This window comes from Pseudomonas sp. QD4 (assembly GCF_049199125.1).
Classification (GTDB): Bacteria; Pseudomonadota; Gammaproteobacteria; order Pseudomonadales; family Pseudomonadaceae; genus Aquipseudomonas.
In genome coordinates this window covers 1,848,443-1,865,221 of sequence record NZ_JBLZOM010000001.1, presented here as the reverse complement: position 1 = coordinate 1,865,221, position 16,779 = coordinate 1,848,443, and the positions used below count along the sequence as shown (strand labels likewise).

The 16,779-nt window shown below is 65.4% G+C and carries 24 protein-coding genes; 3 read left to right on the top strand and 21 right to left on the bottom strand.

All coding sequences use genetic code 11. The annotated features are described in order from the left end of the window. Window positions 1-29 precede the first annotated feature (29 nt). The 18 genes from ACOZJV_RS08135 to ACOZJV_RS08050 all read right to left on the bottom strand — a co-directional run bounded on the left by ACOZJV_RS08135 (window position 30) and on the right by ACOZJV_RS08050 (window position 9,510). Complete coding sequence (locus ACOZJV_RS08135; RefSeq protein WP_078473714.1) at window positions 30-341, bottom strand: hypothetical protein; 312 nt, start codon at window positions 339-341, stop codon at window positions 30-32. Continuing rightward, on the bottom strand, window positions 338-580 hold the full coding sequence (locus ACOZJV_RS08130) for a hypothetical protein (protein ID WP_421547304.1): 243 nt from the start codon (window positions 578-580) through the stop codon (window positions 338-340). The genes ACOZJV_RS08135 and ACOZJV_RS08130 overlap by 4 nt, the downstream gene beginning before the upstream one ends. Continuing rightward, window positions 577-1,026, bottom strand: a complete 450-nt coding sequence (locus ACOZJV_RS08125; RefSeq protein ID WP_078473712.1) for an SMI1/KNR4 family protein — start codon at window positions 1,024-1,026, stop codon at window positions 577-579. The genes ACOZJV_RS08130 and ACOZJV_RS08125 overlap by 4 nt, the downstream gene beginning before the upstream one ends. A gap of 39 nt (window positions 1,027-1,065) precedes the next feature. Further along, entirely contained in the window at window positions 1,066-1,416 is a 351-nt protein-coding gene (locus ACOZJV_RS08120; protein ID WP_421547303.1) for a hypothetical protein, read from the bottom strand. A gap of 62 nt (window positions 1,417-1,478) precedes the next feature. After that, entirely contained in the window at window positions 1,479-1,925 is a 447-nt protein-coding gene (locus ACOZJV_RS08115; protein WP_421547302.1) for an SMI1/KNR4 family protein, read from the bottom strand. After that, a complete protein-coding gene (locus ACOZJV_RS08110; RefSeq protein ID WP_421547301.1) occupies window positions 1,922-2,299 on the bottom strand; it encodes a hypothetical protein in 378 nt (125 codons plus the stop codon). Before ACOZJV_RS08110 ends, ACOZJV_RS08115 begins: the two co-directional genes overlap by 4 nt. Next, the gene (locus tag ACOZJV_RS08105) at window positions 2,296-2,676 is read right to left on the bottom strand and encodes a hypothetical protein (RefSeq protein WP_421547300.1); all 381 of its coding nucleotides are present in this window, start codon (window positions 2,674-2,676) and stop codon (window positions 2,296-2,298) included. Before ACOZJV_RS08105 ends, ACOZJV_RS08110 begins: the two co-directional genes overlap by 4 nt. Then, on the bottom strand, window positions 2,673-3,113 hold the full coding sequence (locus tag ACOZJV_RS08100) for a hypothetical protein (RefSeq protein WP_421547299.1): 441 nt from the start codon (window positions 3,111-3,113) through the stop codon (window positions 2,673-2,675). Before ACOZJV_RS08100 ends, ACOZJV_RS08105 begins: the two co-directional genes overlap by 4 nt. Before the next feature lie 145 nt (window positions 3,114-3,258). Beyond that, entirely contained in the window at window positions 3,259-3,558 is a 300-nt protein-coding gene (locus ACOZJV_RS08095) for a DUF3349 domain-containing protein (RefSeq protein ID WP_078473706.1), read from the bottom strand. A 28-nt stretch (window positions 3,559-3,586) separates the two neighbouring features. Beyond that, window positions 3,587-3,925, bottom strand: a complete 339-nt coding sequence (locus ACOZJV_RS08090) for a DUF7668 domain-containing protein (RefSeq protein WP_078473705.1) — start codon at window positions 3,923-3,925, stop codon at window positions 3,587-3,589. 154 nt (window positions 3,926-4,079) lie between these two features. Further along, window positions 4,080-4,370 carry an addiction module antidote protein gene (locus ACOZJV_RS08085; protein ID WP_078473704.1) on the bottom strand — a complete coding sequence of 97 codons (291 nt, stop codon included), beginning with the start codon at window positions 4,368-4,370 and terminating at the stop codon, window positions 4,080-4,082. A 1-nt stretch (window position 4,371) separates the two neighbouring features. Beyond that, window positions 4,372-4,665 (bottom strand): type II toxin-antitoxin system RelE/ParE family toxin, encoded by a 294-nt coding sequence (locus tag ACOZJV_RS08080; RefSeq protein ID WP_201130370.1) that lies wholly within the window; start codon window positions 4,663-4,665, stop codon window positions 4,372-4,374. A gap of 173 nt (window positions 4,666-4,838) precedes the next feature. Beyond that, window positions 4,839-5,255, bottom strand: coding sequence for a GlcG/HbpS family heme-binding protein (locus ACOZJV_RS08075; RefSeq protein ID WP_201130371.1), 417 nt, complete (start codon window positions 5,253-5,255; stop codon window positions 4,839-4,841). Between the two features lie 129 nt (window positions 5,256-5,384). Next, window positions 5,385-6,167: an ABC transporter substrate-binding protein gene (locus ACOZJV_RS08070; RefSeq protein WP_078473701.1), complete on the bottom strand. Its 783-nt coding sequence runs from the start codon at window positions 6,165-6,167 to the stop codon at window positions 5,385-5,387. A gap of 150 nt (window positions 6,168-6,317) precedes the next feature. After that, on the bottom strand, window positions 6,318-6,671 hold the full coding sequence (locus ACOZJV_RS08065; RefSeq protein ID WP_421547298.1) for a RidA family protein: 354 nt from the start codon (window positions 6,669-6,671) through the stop codon (window positions 6,318-6,320). After that, window positions 6,668-8,074 carry an NAD(P)/FAD-dependent oxidoreductase gene (locus tag ACOZJV_RS08060; protein WP_421547297.1) on the bottom strand — a complete coding sequence of 469 codons (1,407 nt, stop codon included), beginning with the start codon at window positions 8,072-8,074 and terminating at the stop codon, window positions 6,668-6,670. Before ACOZJV_RS08060 ends, ACOZJV_RS08065 begins: the two co-directional genes overlap by 4 nt. Next, entirely contained in the window at window positions 8,064-8,396 is a 333-nt protein-coding gene (locus ACOZJV_RS08055) for a (2Fe-2S)-binding protein (protein ID WP_421547296.1), read from the bottom strand. The genes ACOZJV_RS08060 and ACOZJV_RS08055 overlap by 11 nt, the downstream gene beginning before the upstream one ends. Then, the gene (locus ACOZJV_RS08050; RefSeq protein WP_421547295.1) at window positions 8,386-9,510 is read right to left on the bottom strand and encodes an NAD(P)/FAD-dependent oxidoreductase; all 1,125 of its coding nucleotides are present in this window, start codon (window positions 9,508-9,510) and stop codon (window positions 8,386-8,388) included. The genes ACOZJV_RS08055 and ACOZJV_RS08050 overlap by 11 nt, the downstream gene beginning before the upstream one ends. Window positions 9,511-9,667: 157 nt before the next feature. Between ACOZJV_RS08050 and ACOZJV_RS08045 the strand changes: the two genes are divergently transcribed. Together ACOZJV_RS08045 and ACOZJV_RS08040 are read left to right on the top strand one after the other, a co-directional pair. Further along, window positions 9,668-10,576 carry a LysR substrate-binding domain-containing protein gene (locus ACOZJV_RS08045; RefSeq protein WP_421547294.1) on the top strand — a complete coding sequence of 303 codons (909 nt, stop codon included), beginning with the start codon at window positions 9,668-9,670 and terminating at the stop codon, window positions 10,574-10,576. A gap of 117 nt (window positions 10,577-10,693) precedes the next feature. Beyond that, on the top strand, window positions 10,694-11,371 hold the full coding sequence (locus ACOZJV_RS08040; RefSeq protein WP_421547293.1) for an SMI1/KNR4 family protein: 678 nt from the start codon (window positions 10,694-10,696) through the stop codon (window positions 11,369-11,371). Window positions 11,372-11,439: 68 nt separating this feature from the next. Here ACOZJV_RS08040 and hglS read toward each other — a convergent pair whose 3' ends face one another. From hglS to ACOZJV_RS08025, 3 genes are all read right to left on the bottom strand, one after another. Then, on the bottom strand, window positions 11,440-12,834 hold the full coding sequence (hglS, locus tag ACOZJV_RS08035; RefSeq protein WP_421547292.1) for a 2-oxoadipate dioxygenase/decarboxylase HglS: 1,395 nt from the start codon (window positions 12,832-12,834) through the stop codon (window positions 11,440-11,442). 179 nt (window positions 12,835-13,013) lie between these two features. Further along, window positions 13,014-13,955: an alpha/beta fold hydrolase gene (locus ACOZJV_RS08030; RefSeq protein ID WP_078473693.1), complete on the bottom strand. Its 942-nt coding sequence runs from the start codon at window positions 13,953-13,955 to the stop codon at window positions 13,014-13,016. Window positions 13,956-13,980: 25 nt separating this feature from the next. Continuing rightward, window positions 13,981-15,435: a flavin-containing monooxygenase gene (locus ACOZJV_RS08025; protein WP_421547291.1), complete on the bottom strand. Its 1,455-nt coding sequence runs from the start codon at window positions 15,433-15,435 to the stop codon at window positions 13,981-13,983. A gap of 203 nt (window positions 15,436-15,638) precedes the next feature. Here ACOZJV_RS08025 and ACOZJV_RS08020 point away from each other — a divergent pair, with 203 nt between their 5' ends. Next, window positions 15,639-16,724 carry a diguanylate cyclase gene (locus tag ACOZJV_RS08020; RefSeq protein WP_078473691.1) on the top strand — a complete coding sequence of 362 codons (1,086 nt, stop codon included), beginning with the start codon at window positions 15,639-15,641 and terminating at the stop codon, window positions 16,722-16,724. Window positions 16,725-16,779 lie beyond the last annotated feature (55 nt).

Here is a 16,779-nt window from a genome sequence, read left to right as displayed (position 1 = left end):
TTTTTTTCGACGTGATGCAAGGCAGGGCTTCAGCACTTCAAGGTCTGCAACGGACCGATCTTCCGGCTCAACGCTGCCGCGAATTGCGCCTCGTCCGCAAACTGTTCCGTCTCGATAAAATCCAGAAACCACAGCCCCTCGGCCCCGGCCAATACCTCCAGCCAGCCGGGCTTGCGGATCTGTTCCTGGGGAATCGTGCTGCCGCCCATGCCATGGCCTTTACCCTCGCTCAGCATGAACAGGCGCTGCTCAAAGCAGTAGGCAACCTGCTTGGGCCACTCGGCGTGATGGGGGTACTGGGGAAACAGGTCTTTTTCGGCGATCACGTAAAAGGTTCTCATGGGCAGGCCACCATCGGCGCGACATCACCCTTGAGGCAGCGCTCGAGGAAGGCACGGGCCGCCTGCGGATCACGCTGGAACAGCTCGAAGGACGCCGCGTCCAGCTCGAAGTAATGATCGAACTCCACCAGGCTGTGGCCCGGGCGTATCGGGGTGGACATATAGGTCCGGCCCGACTCCTGCTCGATACCGAGGCAAAACTGCTCGGTGCGGTTGATGAATACGTCGTGGTACGTCATGTGCGCTCCTGATAGTTGACGCAATGGGCCAGCAGGAATTGCAGGAAGTCGGCCGGGGCGAAGCTGCTCCAGCGCTCATCGTCGTGCCGGTAGATCGACACCCGGGGCAGGCAGCGACCGTCCCTGATTGCAAAACCGTACAGGTCACCGCAACCGTTATCGGAGAACAGCACATGTTGGCCGCGCAGGGCAGCGTATTGCTGGTTGAGCTGGACCAGGTTCAAGCTACTGTCCGGGTCCAGCGAGTAGACCGTGCCCAGGGCAAAGAAGCCGCCGCCATGGCGGCTGATGAACCTGAGGTAGTCGTCGGGCAACAGGCAGTTCAATTGCTGCTGGGCATGCTGGATCTGGCTGGCGTTCGGCGGTTGGTCCGTCTCCAGTTCGAACCAGATCGGCTGCCGTTGGCGCGCATCGTCGATCAGGCGCTCAAAGATTTCAAAGTCCATGCTGCACACCCGGTGATGGGGCAGGGAGATGCCTGCGATTCATGAGTACTGGCCCTCGCAACTGTCCAGCAGGTTGCCCAGGCATTCCTCGTCGAGGGTGACGTTGTCCAGTTGCTGCGGGTCCAGCTCGCTCCAGTCTTGTTCGGCGCTGATTTCATGGATGGTCAGGGGGATTTCCCGGGCCTGGAAAAACGCCAGGATCGCACGCAACGTGGCCGCTTGTTGCACATGCTCGTTGCTGTAGACCTGCCCGTCGTAGAAGAACCCGGTTGCGCCCGCCGCCAGTTTGGCGCTGGCCATGGACAGTGGCAGGCCCAAGCGTTGGTGAAGGAACTTGGTGGCTTCGAGGTTTTTCAGCGGCAGGGTTGAGGCAATTCTGATTCTGGACATGGTCTGGTTCGCTGAGCCCGTAGTAGAAAGTGGGAAGTGCCGGGTGTGGACGCTCGATGGCGTCACAGTCGCAGGTTCACGTAGTCCTGGAAAAACAGCGAGAAGCTCGGGTTGAGCACGCGCTCGATCTTGCGCTGGAACAGGCTGTAACTCAGCACCCGGCCCTGGCCCTGGTCGCTGCAATCCACGGCCCAGCAGACTTCGTCGTCACGCAGGTAGATGACGGCCAGGTGTTCGGGCAAGCCGAATTCGCTGCGGCAATAGGTGGTGGCGTAGAGCAGGCTGCCGCCATTGCAGAGTGTCGCGTCGTTGTCTTCAATGCCGGCGATTTCCGATTGCACCACGCCTCCGCCGCCGCAGGTCAGCAGGAACGCCACCAGGTCGGCAGGCAGTTGCAGTTTCAGCAGGCCTTGCAGGCGCTGTATCTGCTCCGCGCTGGCGGGGCCGAACCAGAAGGTTTCCTCGTCGCCGGCGTCCAGGGCGTCGATCAGGGGCTGATAGTCAGTCATGGTTGTGCGCTCGATGGAGGGCCTGGTTGCGGTTGCGGTGCCCGATCGTACCGACAGTCGTCGGCGATGATGCTCAGCACCGGGCGGCCGCTCCAGGCGCAGATAAAACTGTAGCTGTCAGGGGCCGATGACAACTCCCCCGGGTCCACCTGGGCCAGCAGTTGCGACAGAGAAGCGCGGCTCAATTCGGCTATCTCCGTGCCTTCGGCGCCGAGGCTCTGGTAGGCCACCAGCCCGGTGAAGGACAGCACCCAGGGCTGTTGCTGCCAATCGATAAACTCGACGCGCAACAGCCCGGGGCTGCTGCCGAGGTGTTGGATGCTGCCGTCGGCGACACAGAACGGGGTGTCCGGGCCTGGCGTTGACGGGGTCATAGTGCAACACCCTGCAACGTGACATCGCGCGCGACCAGTTCGACCCACCCGGTGCGAGCCTCCGGGTTTGGTGCCAGGGAAATCAGCACAATCGAGCCGCCAACGTTGAGCGCCCCGGTGCCGTCGGCCTCGATGGCGATCAGCTCGGCGCGCAGGTGCAGGGCATCATCCTGGACGCGCAGCTGGCAGTCGTGGTGGGTACTGGGTTTGAGGTTTTCCCCCCAGTGGAATGCATCGTCGAGGTCGAGCTCGACCTCCAGCCAGGCGTCGAGCGCCGGCCGCGGCCCCGACCAGTTGGCCTGGCCCGTGCCGTGGGCGCTGAGGAAGCTGACCCGGGCCGGGTCCGAGGGCTGGAATTGCAACAGACGAACCTTCATTGGCGCGGCTTTACTGCATCGAAGGTTTCACCGGTTACCGTCAGCACATCGCCGTTGAGCTCGGAGGTGAACAGGTTGTTGATCACCAGTTCCAGGCAGCCCTCATTGTAGGGAAACAGATGCTCCAGCAATTCCTGCCACAGGTACTCGCGGATCAGCCAGGCCGCCACGTCTGGCCAGCGCTCGGCCAGGGTCTGTAGGTCCGGGTAGCCCAGAACCTGTATTTCGGGGATGTCGACGGTGCCGTATTGCTGGTCATCGATCGGGCATTCGGCGATGAAGATATCGGCCAGGGCAAAGAACGCCGGGCGCAATTCATCCAGGGTCACGCTGAAGCTGAAGGCCTTGGTAGGGCGGTCGACTTTCTGCGAAAAACCCGGCTCGCGTTGAGTGATTGTCCGTGGGTCGACCACGTTGCCTGCTGATAGGACGATCATGCCGTTCCCTGTTGATGTGAATGAACGCTTCCTTGTGCCAGCGACCCGGGCAGAGGGGGCGCTGCCGGGGGATTTTTACACAGTAAGTGCTTGCCGATCAGCTGCTTATTTTTCCGGGGGCGGTTTTTGTTCGGGCCCTGGCTGTTCAGTGCCCATGGGGCCGCTCGCCATGGCTCTGCTCGGCGCTGTAAAGGCTGCTGAGTCCCAGGGCTTCGAGGTGCTGCTGCACCCGCTTCACGTTTGCGGCATCGGGTTTGTCGGTGCCGTGGACGCGGTAAATATCGTTGAGCACCCGATCCGGATCCCTGGCACTGAGCGTGGCGATCAGTTCGGCCAGATTGCGGTCGGAAAAGTGTTCGTAGAGCAACGCCAGCAAGGGCCGGTAGTCCGCGTCGGGCAGTCCCTGCGGGTAGGCGATCTGCAGCATCTTCAAGCTGGTTGGCATGGAGCAGGTCCTCACCTGGAGCGATGGTTCAAAGCACGTGCAGGTCAAGCATCTGCAGCTGTGGGCGGTCGCCTTCGAACAGCACTTGCAGCGACAGGGTCAGGTCGCTCAAACCTTCCTCGGCGGTCCACAGCGGTACGTCCAGGTGCAGGCCCGACCCATCCTGATAGGCGTAGCGCTCGATGCTGTCGATAAAGGCGGGGGGCGGAGCCACCAGCGTGGCGCCGTATTCGTGCAGGCACAGTTGCACGTCGTCCTGGCGCAGCCGGCCGAGCCAGCCTTCAGCGCAAAGGGTGGCGTAGTCCGCTGTCACCAGTGCATTGACCAGCTCGCGGATTTGCTGTTGCAGAGGGGGATCGACGTCCATTGTCCAGGGCCTTTCAAGTGAGGGCGAAGCCTGTCGCGGTGCGGTGCTTTTTACAAGCCGGCGCACTGGTTTTTTTGCGACCTGCCGGGGTTGTTCGCCGCGATGCCTGCGCCAGGGCGACAGGCTGCCGGGTGTTCAGGGCCGCCTGCCGGCTTCAGCCGTGGGTCACTTGGGTACGCAGTTGAATTCCCAGGGCGCGCATGACCTTGACCACGGTGTCGAAGCGCGGCTTGGCGCCGGGGGCGAAGGTTTTATAGAGGCTGGCGCGGCCCAGGCCCGAGTCGCGGGAAACCTGGGCCATGCCCCGTGCACGGGCGACGTGGCCCAGGGCGCGCAGCAGTTCATCGGTGTCGCCGTCGGCCAGGACCTGGGACAGGTACTCGCTGATGGCCTCGTCGCTGTCGAGCAGGGTTGCCATGTCGAAGGGAACAAGTGTGCCAGCCATATTAAAACTCCTTTGCCAGGGCGCGGGCCTTGTGGATGTCGGCTGCCTGGGTCGCCTTGTCGCCACCGTGCAGCAGAATGATCAGCCAGGTGCCACGCCGAATGAAATAAATGCGGTAGCCGGCGCCGATATCGACGCGCATTTCACCGAGTTCGCCGCCCAGCGCCTTGACGTCGCCGAGGTTGCCCGCCGCCGCGCGCTCGAGGCGCCGTGCGATGGCGATCCTGGCCCGCAGATCGCGAAGTGAGGCATGCCAGCGCGCAAAACCGGGCGTCTGCTGGAGCGTGTAATCCATGGCTGAGTGTATCCATATAGAGACAAAAAACAATGCCGTCATGAAGCCATCCGACTGGCGGCTCACAACGAATGCCTGGCTATAAGGTAAGCAGCGAAGGGTGCGGGGAGGGCGGCATTTTTCGTATCGGAATGTTCGGTGCAAATCCCCGGCCAGAGCCAGGGGCGCGAGCTTCAGCCTTGCACGGCGTCCAGCGCGGCGACAGCCAGGCGCGCCAGTTCCGCGTCCTGCTCGGGCCTGACGCCGGAAACGCCAATCGCGCCGATGCATTGCCCCAGGTGCAGGATCGGCACCCCGCCTTCAAGCATGCCTTGCAGCAGCGGTGCGCTGAGAAATGCCTGGCGACCGCCGTTGATCATCTGTTCATAGGCCCCGCTGTCGCGGCGGCCGAGGGCGGCGGTGCGGGCTTTTTCCGTGGCGATGTAGGCGCTGATGGGCGCCGCGTCGTCGAGCCGCAGCAGGCCCAGGGGATGGCCACCGTCATCGACCACGGCAATGCTCACGGCCCAGCCGCGTTCACGGGCGGCGTGCTCGGCTGCAAGTAGCATCTGGGTGACGTCGGGCTGGGACAGGACCGGTTTGTTGCGCATGCTGTTTCCTCTATCGAGCGCCACTGGCCAGGCGCGTGTCACGCGCCCGGCCAGCTTCGTGGGGGTTAGGTCTGGCACGTTCACCGTTGCCGGCTAGCGGGCCGCAACGGCGTCCGCCAGGGGTAGGGCTTACTCGCCGTAGATATCGAAGTTGAAGTACTTCTTGCGGATCTGCTCATAGCTGCCGTCGGCCCGTATTGCCGCCAGGGCCTGGTTCAGTTCGGCGCTCAGCGGGTCGTTCTTGCGCACCGCGATGCCGATGCCAGTGCCGAAGTACTGCGGGTCGGTGAAGCTGGGCCCGACAAAGTGATAGTCGCCGCCTTCGGGCCGTTTGAGCAGGCCCTCCTCGACGGCCACCGAACTGGCCAGGGTGGCGTCGACGCGGCCGGCCAGCAGGTCGAGGTAGATTTCGTTCTGCGAGCCGTAGCGCACGATCTGCGCACCGGCCGGCTCGAAGGTGGCCGAGGCGTAGCGGTCGAAGTTGGTGGCGCGCTGTACGCCAATGCGCTTGCCGGCCAGGGACGCTGGAATGGCCTCGATGCCGTTGCCCTTGCGGGTCACCAGCTTGGCCGGGATGCGGTAGTAGCGGTCACTGAAGTCCACCGATTTGAGGCGCTCGGGGGTGATCGACACCGAAGAAATCGCCGCGTCGATCTTGCGCACCTTGAGCGCCGGGATCAGGCCGTCGAATTCCAGTTCCTGCCACTGGCAGGTGACCTGCATCTTGGCGCACAGGGCCTGGCCGATGTCGTAGTCGAAACCTTCCAGGCGGTTGTCGCTGGTCTTGTAGGCAAACGGCGGGTAAGCCGCCTCGATGCCCACGCGCAGGGTTTTCTCGGCGGCCTGGGTGCTGGCGCCGAAACTGGCGAGGCTGGCCAGGCCAAGGACGGTGAGGGTTTTTTTCAGGTTCATACAAAGCTCCGGATGCGTGTTGTTGTACATCGGGCACTCGCCAATGCAAGGCGCCCGTTATCGGCAGTCGCAATGAGAACGCAGGGTCGGGCGGCTCGCAGGTGGCTGCCCTGACCGGTTGCCCGCGTGTGCGGGCGGCTTGCCTGAACCTCAGACGGCGGCGGTGACGATCAGCTCGAGGCGGATCTCGGCGTCGTCGAAAGCCACCTGGGCCGTGGCTCGGGCCGGGGTTTGCGTGGGGTCGACCCAGGCGCTCCACAGCGTATTCATGGCGTCGAAATCGGCGGTCATGTCTTTCATCCAGATCTGCACACTGAGCAGGCGGCTCTTGTCAGTGCCGGCCTCGGCCAGCAACTGGTCGACACGCTCCAGCACCTGGCGGGTCTGGCCCTGGATGTCCTGGCTGCAATCGGCGGCGACGATGCCGCTGAGCCAGACCACCTGGTTGTGCACCACCACGCGGCTTAGCCGTGGGTTGCTTTGGATACGCTGGATAGAGGTCATGGGTGCTCCTGGGAACGGTCGAGGCAGGCTTCACCTGCGAGTTGGGTGAGGGTGATGGGTTTGAGTGGCGGGCGGATGCGGTAGTAGCCGACGGCGGCCGGGGAAACCTGGCGCCGCTCGGCGATCACTTCGCTGACGCTGAGCCCGCACAGGCGGCCCTGGCAGGGGCCCATGCCGCAGCGGCCGAAAGCCTTGGCCTGGTTCGGCCCGAGGCAGCCCAGGTCGACGTAGTGGCGCAGGTCGCCGGCGCTGACTTCTTCGCAGCGGCAGACGATGACGTCGTCGGCGGGGATGCGGTTCTGCTGCTGCGGGCGGTACAGGGCGTCGATCAGCGGACGGGCCGCCAGGTGCCGGGCCAGGGCGCGGCGCAGCGCTGGCAGTTGGGCATTGATCTGCGCGGCAGCATGGGGCTGCAACTGACGGGCGATTCCCAGGGCCGCTATCCGCCCCTGTTCCCGCGCGGCCAGGGCGCCGCCGATGGCCGCGGCATCGCCGGCGATAAACACGCCGGGCTGACTGGTTTCTCCAAACGGGTCGCGGTGCACGGTCCAGCACAGTTGTTGTTCGTCCCACTGGTGCTCCAGGCGCAGCGACCAACTGATCTGGGTGTTGGGCACCACGCCCTGATGCAACAGGATCAATTGCGCCGGGAGCCGATGTTCATCCCCGCCGCAGCGAAAGCGCAGGGCCCGGGCCTGGTCTTGGCCCTCGATCTGCAAGTCGCGCGCGCCCCGGAAATGGCGGATCCCGGCACGCCGCAGTTGCCTCAGCAGGCCCAGGCCCTTGCGCAGTTCGCGCCAGCCGCCGAGGGCCGCCGGGATCTGGCGCCAGGCGCGCAGCAGGTCGGCGTGGCTGCTGGTGTCCACCAGGGCCGCGACCTGGACCCCGGCCCGCAGGTATTGCGCCGCCAGCAGGTACAGCAGCGGGCCGCAGCCGGCCAGCAGCACCGGCACCGCCGGCAGCAGCGCAGCGCCCTTGAGCAGGATCTGCCCAGCGCCGGCGTTCATCACCCCGGGCAGGGTCCAGCCGGGAATCGGCAGGGCGCGTTCGTAGGCCCCGCAGGCAATCAGCAGGCGCCGTGGGTGGAGGGTGCGCGCCTGGCCCTGGTGGAGAAAATGCACTTGCTGTTGCGGGCTCACCAGCCACACCGAGGCCTGGGGGATATAGCGCGCGCCGCAGGCCAGGAAGCGCTCGACCAGGGCCAGCCCGGCCTGGTAGTCGGCACCCAGCACGGCCAGGCGCTGAGGGTCGGCGAGGCGCACATCACGGTAGATCTGCCCGCCGGGGCTGGCCTGTTCGTCGAGCACCGTCACGCTCAAGCCCAGGCCGCAGGCCTCGATAGCAGCCGCCATGCCGGCGGGGCCGGCGCCGATGATCAGCAGGTCCACAGGTTCAGGCTTCATCGTCGGCCCCCTCGGTAGTCGACACTGCACGCACCCCGTGCTGGCTGCGCACACGCATGCCTTCGCGCACCGGCAGCAGGCAGGCCTGGCAACTGGCTTGGCCGTCGACCTCCACCAGGCACTCAAAGCACACCCCCATCATGCAAAACGGCGCCCGCGGGCTGGCACTGACCACGCTGCTGCGGGTGCTGCGCACGCCACTGGCGAGCAGCGCCGCCGCCAGGGAAACACCGGCCGGCACCCGCAGGGGTTGGCCGTCGAATTCGATGGTCAGGGTCGGGTTGCTGGCGGACATGGGTTGAAACAGGCGATCAGCCGGCATGCTGCACCTCGCTGGCAGATTGAAAGCGCGCCAGGCCGAAAGGCTGCACGTCGGGAAGTTGGCCCTGGCCGCTGAGCCACGGCGCCAGCATCAGGGCGTGGGCCGCGGCCAGGGTGACGCCGCTGTGGCAACTGGCGACAAACACCTGCGGGCACTCGGGCAGCGTCTGGTAAATCGGCAGGCCATCCGGGCTCAGGACCCGCAGCGCACCCCAGGCCCGAACCAGGCGTACATCGGCCAGCAAGGGGAAGCAGCGCACGCCGCGCTGGGCGATGTCGGCCATCACCTCGGCGCTGCCCCGGTCGTCGTAGCCCACGGCTTCCATGGAGTCGCCGAGCTGCACCGTGCCTTCGTCGGTCTGGCGCACATAGGTGGTGGGGTAGTGCAAAAAGGGCGCGAGGCGCTCGGTGACCAGGATCTGCCCGCGATTGGGCTGCACCGGTACCTCGGCGCCGAGCAGGGCGCCCAGCGAACGGTTGCCCAGGCCGGCGGCCAGCACCAGTTGCCCGGCCTGCCAGCGCTGGTCGCCAGCGCGCACTTCAAGGTCATCACCGACCTGGCGGATGGCGTCGACCCGATGGCCGTTGTCGATCTGCACCCCATGGCGGCGGCAGCCGGCATACAGCGCTCGCAGCAATTTCAGCGGGTTGACCTGGCCATCCATCGGCGAATAGCAGGCCCCGACCACATCCGGACCGACGCCGGGCAGGCGTTTGCGCAGCTCGCCCGGGCTCAGCAGTTCAAAGGGGTAGTCGCCGTCCAGGGCTTGCTGCAGCCAGGCCAGACGCTGGCTTTCCTCGGCCATTTCCGCCTCGGACAGGCACAGCTGGAACCCCCCGGCCTGTTGCAGGCAGACATCCACGCCGCTGTCCTCGCGCAGGTACGCCGCCAGTTGCGGCCACAGCGCCACCGACTGCCGGGTCCACTGGGCATAGGCGCTTTTGCGATAGCCCTTGCCCTGCACCCACAGCAGGCCGAAGTTGCCACGGGCCGCGCGCAGGGCACTGTCGCCCTCGTCCAGCACGCGCACCTGGCGCCCGCTGCGGGCCATGCCGTAGGCGATCGCCAGGCCCACGAGGCCGCCGCCGATTATCAGTGCATCAGGTTTTTGCATGGGTGGGTCCAGTTCCAGGCCGGTCAGGCGTTATCCCGATAAATCGAGTGCGGGCTGAGGCGGTTGAGGCATGGCTGGGATGCTAGGGGGCTGATGCAGCGATGAAAAATGCTTTATTTTGCGCAGGTCATGTCTTTTTGTTATGGGGTGCGGTGGGATGAATTTGCGTCAGCTGGAAGCCTTTCGTGCGGTGATTCTCGGCCAGACCGTGACCCGCGCCGCCGAGATGCTGCATATCTCCCAGCCCGCCGCGACGCGCTTGATCAGCGCGCTGGAGGAAGACATCGGCTTTGCCCTGTTCGAGCGTCTCAAGGGGCGCCTGCAGCCGACGCCCGAGGCGCTGGTGCTGTATGAGGAGGTGCAGCGCTCATTACTCGGCGTCGAGCGCATTGCCCGCACCGCCCAGGAAATTCGCACCCTCAAGCGCGGCTCGTTGCAGATCGCCTGTGCCCCGGCCATGGGCCTGGGATTCATGCCGCGGGCCATCACCGCCTTCCAGCGTGAACACCCCGAGGTGCAGATCAGCCTGGTGGTGCACTCCTCGCGCGAGGTGGTCGACCTGGTGGTCGGCGGGCGCTGCGACCTGGGGGTGATCGTCGAGCCCAACACCTACCCCAGCCCGCGCGCGGAGAAACTGCTGAAATCGCGCATGCTCTGCGCCTTGCCGGTGGGGCATCGCCTGGAGGCGCAGGCGCTGATCGTGCCCGAGGACCTGGAGGGCGAGGCGTTTGTTTCCTACCCCCATGCCATCGCCTCGCGCCAGCACGTCGACGCGATCTTTGCCGCCCATGGCGTGCAGCGCCACTTGCGCCTGGAAACCCAGCTGTCGCTGCCCATGTGCCTGTTTGTCGAAGAGGGCGCCGGGGTGGCGCTGGTGGATGCCATCAGCGCCCTGGAATACCGCGGGCAGGGCGTGGTCTTCCGTGCCTTCGAGCCGGCCATCGAAATGGACTTCAGCCTGCTGCTGCCGCCCCAGGCGCCCCTGTCCCGATTGCAGGAGCGCTTTGTCGAGCACATGCGCGAGTTCGTCGCGACCCAGGTGCCGTCGGCGTATCGGGTGCAGTAGGGATCCGGGCGCGGCGAATTTCGCTGCCCAGGGTTCAACCGGCGCTGGTACATGCCCTAAGATGCGTCGGACTTTTTGCGCGGATGACCCCGCCGAACTTTGCAGAAGTGAATGCACATGAGCGATTTTGAACGGCTGGCCGAGACCGCAGGCATAACCTTGCCGGCGGAGCTGCGGCGGCTGCTGGCCGAGGGACGGACCCGCTACGGCAATAGCCGTGAGGACTGGAGCAAGGGGTGGCGTGAGTACACCCTGTCGGCACAACCGGCGTTGTCCTGCGCCTACGACTTCGAGTGGATCGACGGGCAACAGGCCGGCGAGGTTATCGAAGAATGGCTCAAACCGGCCTACCAGGACGGGCGGCGGTTCTTGCCGTTTGCCCAGTCCGGTGCCGGCGACGCGTACTGCCTGACTCCCCTGCAAGACGGGCAGGTCGGCGTCGCCCTGGTCTGGCATGACCGAGAGTCCAGCGAAGTGGAAAACCTGTCGTTTGCCGGGTTCGCCTACCGATTGCTGGTGGAGTCTGCCCAGGATATCGAGCATCTGCTTGACGACGACTGGGCGTTCGACGACGCCAGGCACTGCGTGATCGCCAACTTGCAGCTTATGGAAAACTGCCTGCCGGAGCCCTTCAAGGCCGGACTCAAGCAACTGGTGGCGCAGGTGCAGCAAGCCCATGCAAACCCGCACGCGTTGATCACGGCAGAACAGGCGCGGGTTGCGCTGGCGGTTGTGCCCGAGCCTGTCGCGGAGCGGTTTTCAGTGACCGCCAGATGGGAGTGCGGGCAGGGTTGAAGCGGCGCTGAGGTCAGGATCCACCGACAACGTCAGCGCCATGGCGGTGGATCACGCGCCGCCTGTATTCACAACCCGGGCAGGCCCAAGGCACTCGCACACTGCTCCAGCGAGCGCTGCTGGGTCTGGGCGTAGAGCTGCAATTCATCGATGGTCGGCCGGCCCAGGGCCTGTTCGAAGGCCTGCTGGTTGGACTGGCCGGCGTAGTGACTTTGTGCGTCGTCGCCGAGGTTGGACTGGAAGATCCCGGCGGCGCTGACCGGCAGGAAGTCTTCATACACCAGAGGTTCGAAGTGCACGTGCCCGGCGGCAATCAGTGCGGCCAGGGTCGTGGGCCGCTGGGCCTGTTCGCGTGCGGCCAGGCCCTGTTCGGTGGCGAAATAGCGGAAGTACGCCAGGTCCTCTTCGCGCATGGCGTCGTGGCTGTCGGGGAAGGCTTCGAAGTGGTCGCGCATCAGGGCGTCGTAGCGATCGGCGTTGGACTCGTTGGGGAAGGCATTGAGCTGGTCGCGGGCGGCATTCAGCAGGCGGTCGTACAGGGCGCGGCCTTTGGGGGTGAGGGCCGCACCGCGTTGTTCGATTTCGCCGAAGCGTGCGCTGTGGCTGCCCTGGCTCTGTTCCTGGTCGGTGAAGGCCACGGTTTCCTCCAGGGCCTTGAAGCTGGTCTGGCGCAGCAGGATCGGGCAGTCCCGCCGTGGCGGGCCTTCGATCACGGCCTTGGGGGTGATGCCGTGGGCGGGCATCAGGCGTTGCACCTGGTCGATGTCCAGGGTGCGTGGGGTCAGGTGGTTGATGTGCGGACCCTTGAACGCCACCACGTCGGCGATCAGCCGATGCTGGGCGCTCAGTTGCTGATACTGCGCGGCGGTGACGGTGGCGCTGTGGTGCCAGCGGAAGGTTTCCAGGGCCTGCTCGACGAACGCCTCGGCATCTGCCTTGTTCAGCCCGCCATCCGCTTCGCACTGGGCGATCAGGCTCAGGGCCCGGGCGGTGAAGATCGAGCGCCGGGCCAGGACCGATTCGGCAAAGGCGCGCAGTTCGGGGTTCTCGATCAGTTCCAGGCGCAGCAGCGAGGTGAAGACCCGGAACGGGCTGATGTGCAGCGCCGTTTCATGCACCGCGCGAAAGGCCGTGGAGTGCACCGGGACCCCGGCCGGGGTCAGGTCGTAATAGCCCACCGGCTGCATGCCCATGACCGCGAACAGGCGGCTCAGCGTCGCCAGTTCGGTCGCGGTGCCGACGCGGATGGCGCCGTGGCGCTCCAGGTCCAGGCGTTCGATTTCACCGGTCTGGCGCAGGTGCCGGGCCAGGTCGGGATGCTGTTCCAGGGTCTGGGCGTTGACCTCGGCCACCAGTTCCATCAGCGCGCCATACAACGGCACTTCATCGCGGTACATGTCCGACATTGCCCGCGAAAAGCGTTGGCGGATCAGGTCAGGGCTGACGAAGCTCTGGTTGCTCATAAACAGGATTCCCGGTGCAGTGACATCAAGGGTGGAGTGGGGCCGATTCTGTTCGGCGTAGGGGGCGCTGACAAACGAAGTTTCCTCTGAACTTCATTCTGCAAATGAATGCACTGCCGTTCGGGCGCCGCGCGTCGGGCGCCGTGCCCGGGCGCCGCTGGCAAAGTGGGCACGAGCGTTCAGCGGCTATTGCGCAGGGCTGCCTGTTGCAGGAACTGGCGATACAGCCGGGCGCTGCGGTTAGGGCGCTCGACCATGGGCATATGGCCGATGCCTTGCCAGATCTCCACCTGCAACTGGGGGATGCCCCGGGCCCAGATCAGCGCGCTGCTGGCATGCAGCAGCCGGTCCTCGCGGCCCCAGAGCAGCAGGGTCGGGGCCTGTATCGAGCCCAGCAGGGGTTCCATGGGCGCACTGCCATGGAAGTCGTCGAAGATTTTCGCCAGCTGCGGGCGCCGCTGCCGGTAGCGTTCGGCGATGGCCGCCAGGACCACCTCCGGCACCCAGGGCGGATCGGCCATGGTCATGCCGTAGAAGGTGTCGAAGTCGGCGCGGGTGTCGATCAGGAACGGATTGCGGCCCACCGCCAGCATGCGCTCCAGGTCGCTGGGCTCGGGCGCGCTGACGCCGGCGGGGTCGAACAGGGTCAGTGACGCTACCCGCTCCGGGCTGGTGGCCGCCAGCCACGCTGCGATATAGCCGCCCATGGAGTTACCGACCAGGTGCACCCGCGCCACCTGGCAGGCGTCGAGCAATTGCAGCAGGCGTCGGCCCTGGGCCGGGATGCTGTAGTCCTGGCTGGCGTCGAAGCCGGTGGCGCCGTGGCCGCCCAGGTCCGGGATCAGTACCCGGCAGTCTTTGCTGAAGTGCCGGGCAAAACGCAGCCAGATGCTTTTGTCGGCGCTGTAGCCGTGCAGCAGCAACAGGGTCTGGCTGGCGGTGGTCGGGCCGCCCATGTAAGTCGCCAGGGTCATGCCATCGATGGCCACCGGGTGTTTTTTCAACCGGTAGAGCCGGGCCTCCAGCGCGCTGCTGGCGTCATACAGCCAATGGCCGATGCGCGGGTAGGTGCGATAGCACCAGAACAGGCCAAGGGCGAGCAGGGCGACAATCACGAACATCGGGTGGCTCCTGTGCGGGCACGGGTCAGGACAGTTGATGGTCCACGGGCTTGAGGCCCCGGGTCAGCCAGTGGTAGCTGAAGCTGAAGCCGGGAAACAGCGCCGTCACATGCCCGCTGCTGCTGCGGTACCAGCTCTGGCAACCGCCGGATTGCCACACCGTGCGCTGCATCTCGCGGTGGATCATCGCGGTGTAGCGCGCCTCCGCTTCCGGGCGAGCTTCAATGGCCTGCAAGCCCTGGGTCTTGAGGGCCCGGATGCAGCTGAGAATGTAGCGGGTCTGGGATTCGATGATGAACAGCAGCGAGGTGTGGCCGATCCCGGTGTTGGGGCCGCAGAGGATAAACAGGTTGGGGAACCCCGGCACACAGGTGCCCAGGTAGGCGCGCGGGTAGGGCGCCCAGGCATCGCGCAACAACTGGCGGTCCTTACCGCGCACCGGGTAGGCGATCATGCCGTCGGTGGTGTCGAAGCCGGTGCACCAGATGATCAGGTCCAGCTCCAGGTGCTGGCCGTCTTGGGTGTTGATGCCGCTGGCGTCGAGGCTCTGGATGCCTTGCTCGCGACCGTGCAGGCTGACGTTGGCTCGCCCCAGCGCCGGGTACAGGGTGTTGGACAGGATCACCCGCTTGCAGCCGATGCTGTAGTCCGGCGTCAGTTGGCGGCGCAGTTGCGGGTCGGGCACCTGGCGTTTGAGCAGGCGCAGGGCGTGGCGCTGCACCAGGGTCATTGCCGGCCGTGAATACTTGAAGGCGATGATCCGGCTTTCCAGCTGCCAATAGATCAACCAGCGCAGCAGGGTGTAGGCCGGCTTGAACCCCAGCAGGCGCCGTTCTATGGCACTGAAGTGCCGGTCAGGGCGCGGCAGCACCCAGTGCGCACTGCGCTGGAACACATGCAACTGGGCGACATCGGCGGCAATTGCCGGGATGATCTGCGCCGCGCTGGCGCCACTGCCGACAATCGCCACGCGCTTGCCACGGTAGTCGTAGTGGTGGTCCCACTGGTTGCTGTGGAACTGGTGGCCGGTGAAGTCGGCGAGGCCCTGGAAGGGCGGAATCAGCGGTTGGCTCAAGGGCCCCGAGGCGTTGATCACGAACTGCGCCTGGAATCGACCGCGGGCCTGGGTCTGGACGATCCAGCGTTGCTGCGCCGAGTCCCAGTCCATGGCCTCGACCTCGGCCCCGAGCAGCACCTTGCCCTGCAAGCCTTGCTGGTGCAGCAGATGCTGGGTATAGCGCTGCAATTCGTCCTGGGTGGCGTACATCTGGCTCCACCGGTAAGGCGCGAACGACAGGGAGTACAGGGGCGAGGGCACATCGACCGCGGCGCCGGGGTAGGTGTTCTGGCACCAGGTGCCGCCAGGGAAGTTGCGGCGCTCCAGCAGCAGGAAATCATCTATCCCCGCCTTGAGCAGATTGACCGCTGCACACTGTCCGCCAAAACCGCTGCCGATGATCAGTACCTGATAGCTGTGCATGCGCCTCCTCCGGGGTACTTGGCAAGCGGGCGCAGAGTAATGTTATGTGCCCACCGTCAGTTATAGCCAAATATTCCCGCAATGCCGGGCCAGGGCGCTGTAAACAGGGGGGAAGGGGTAATGGCTATTTGACTCTTCGCTGGTAGACTGCTCGGCAGTCCCAGTAGCCTCATCGACCCTCGTACTGCTTGCACGGAGGAGCCTTGGCCCCTACGCCACATACACCAGGGAAGGGACTTTCATTGGCCAGGAGGCTATACAAGTCGCGGATCCTGGGTCTGGCCCTGGGCTTCTTCTGCGTCGCCGCAGCCATGCAACCGCTGCAGCCCCCGGCCTGGCTCTGGGGCTTCATGCTGTTCAACGCCTTTGCCTGGCCGCACCTGGCGTACCAGTGGGCGCGCCGGTCACGGGTGCCGTTTCGCGGCGAACACCGCAATTTGCTGGTGGACTCGTTCCTCGGCGGGTTCTGGGTCGGCGCCATGCATTTCAATCCGCTGCCGACCACGACCACCCTGGCGATGATGGCGATGAACAATATCGCCATTGGCGGTGTGCGTTTCTTTCTCGCCGGGAGCCTGGCCCAGGCCCTGGGGATCGGCGTCTCGCTGCTGCTGTTCAGCCCGTTGTTCATCGCCGAAACCAGCCAACTGCAAGTCTATGCCTGCCTGCCGATGCTGACGTTGTACCCGCTGGCCCTGGGGTATATCTGCTACCAGCAGGCGTGCGTGCTGGCCGGGCACAAGCGCGAGCTGTTGGCCCTGAGCCGCACCGACAGCTTGTCCGGGCTACTTAACCATGGCGCCTGGAAGGATCAGCTGGAGGTTGAGTTCCAACGCTGCCGACGCCAGCAGCAGGGTGGGGCCATTGCCCTGATCGACATTGATCACTTCAAGGTCATCAACGACACCTACGGCCATGTGGCCGGCGATATCGTGCTGCGCCAACTGAGCAAGATCCTGCGCCAGAACCTGCGGGTCAGTGATCAGATCGGCCGTTATGGCGGTGATGAGTTTTGCGTGATCCTGCCGGACGTGCCCCTGGAGCAGGCGGCCCAGTTGATGGAAGGCCTGCGTACCCGCTTCGGTGCCCTGGGCTACGAGCAGAACCCGGCGCTGCAAGTCAGCCTGAGCATTGGCCTGGCGGCGTTTGATCCGGAGTACAGCGACGCGGTCAACTGGCTGGACGACGCCGACCAGGCGCTGTACGAAGCCAAGACCACCGGCCGCAACAAAGTCAGCTGCCGACCGGGAGACGTGCCGTCGCGGGTGCTGCTCAATTCCTTGCATTGACCCCACCTGTAGCCGCTGCCGAGCCTGGCGGCAGCGGCTACAGGTGCGCCGGTTC

Bases quoted from the DNA above. Each gene is read 5' to 3' on its own strand.
- ACOZJV_RS08135 (WP_078473714.1), bottom strand. From the start codon at position 341: ATGAGAACCTTTTACGTGATCGCCGAAAAAGACCTGTTTCCCCAGTAC.
- ACOZJV_RS08130 (WP_421547304.1), bottom strand. From the start codon at position 580: ATGACGTACCACGACGTATTCATCAACCGCACCGAGCAGTTTTGCCTC.
- ACOZJV_RS08125 (WP_078473712.1), bottom strand. From the start codon at position 1,026: ATGGACTTTGAAATCTTTGAGCGCCTGATCGACGATGCGCGCCAACGG.
- ACOZJV_RS08120 (WP_421547303.1), bottom strand. From the start codon at position 1,416: ATGTCCAGAATCAGAATTGCCTCAACCCTGCCGCTGAAAAACCTCGAA.
- ACOZJV_RS08115 (WP_421547302.1), bottom strand. From the start codon at position 1,925: ATGACTGACTATCAGCCCCTGATCGACGCCCTGGACGCCGGCGACGAG.
- ACOZJV_RS08110 (WP_421547301.1), bottom strand. From the start codon at position 2,299: ATGACCCCGTCAACGCCAGGCCCGGACACCCCGTTCTGTGTCGCCGAC.
- ACOZJV_RS08105 (WP_421547300.1), bottom strand. From the start codon at position 2,676: ATGAAGGTTCGTCTGTTGCAATTCCAGCCCTCGGACCCGGCCCGGGTC.
- ACOZJV_RS08100 (WP_421547299.1), bottom strand. From the start codon at position 3,113: ATGATCGTCCTATCAGCAGGCAACGTGGTCGACCCACGGACAATCACT.
- ACOZJV_RS08095 (WP_078473706.1), bottom strand. From the start codon at position 3,558: ATGCCAACCAGCTTGAAGATGCTGCAGATCGCCTACCCGCAGGGACTG.
- ACOZJV_RS08090 (WP_078473705.1), bottom strand. From the start codon at position 3,925: ATGGACGTCGATCCCCCTCTGCAACAGCAAATCCGCGAGCTGGTCAAT.
- ACOZJV_RS08085 (WP_078473704.1), bottom strand. From the start codon at position 4,370: ATGGCTGGCACACTTGTTCCCTTCGACATGGCAACCCTGCTCGACAGC.
- ACOZJV_RS08080 (WP_201130370.1), bottom strand. From the start codon at position 4,665: ATGGATTACACGCTCCAGCAGACGCCCGGTTTTGCGCGCTGGCATGCC.
- ACOZJV_RS08075 (WP_201130371.1), bottom strand. From the start codon at position 5,255: ATGCGCAACAAACCGGTCCTGTCCCAGCCCGACGTCACCCAGATGCTA.
- ACOZJV_RS08070 (WP_078473701.1), bottom strand. From the start codon at position 6,167: ATGAACCTGAAAAAAACCCTCACCGTCCTTGGCCTGGCCAGCCTCGCC.
- ACOZJV_RS08065 (WP_421547298.1), bottom strand. From the start codon at position 6,671: ATGACCTCTATCCAGCGTATCCAAAGCAACCCACGGCTAAGCCGCGTG.
- ACOZJV_RS08060 (WP_421547297.1), bottom strand. From the start codon at position 8,074: ATGAAGCCTGAACCTGTGGACCTGCTGATCATCGGCGCCGGCCCCGCC.
- ACOZJV_RS08055 (WP_421547296.1), bottom strand. From the start codon at position 8,396: ATGCCGGCTGATCGCCTGTTTCAACCCATGTCCGCCAGCAACCCGACC.
- ACOZJV_RS08050 (WP_421547295.1), bottom strand. From the start codon at position 9,510: ATGCAAAAACCTGATGCACTGATAATCGGCGGCGGCCTCGTGGGCCTG.
- ACOZJV_RS08045 (WP_421547294.1), top strand. From the start codon at position 9,668: ATGAATTTGCGTCAGCTGGAAGCCTTTCGTGCGGTGATTCTCGGCCAG.
- ACOZJV_RS08040 (WP_421547293.1), top strand. From the start codon at position 10,694: ATGAGCGATTTTGAACGGCTGGCCGAGACCGCAGGCATAACCTTGCCG.
- hglS (WP_421547292.1), bottom strand. From the start codon at position 12,834: ATGAGCAACCAGAGCTTCGTCAGCCCTGACCTGATCCGCCAACGCTTT.
- ACOZJV_RS08030 (WP_078473693.1), bottom strand. From the start codon at position 13,955: ATGTTCGTGATTGTCGCCCTGCTCGCCCTTGGCCTGTTCTGGTGCTAT.
- ACOZJV_RS08025 (WP_421547291.1), bottom strand. From the start codon at position 15,435: ATGCACAGCTATCAGGTACTGATCATCGGCAGCGGTTTTGGCGGACAG.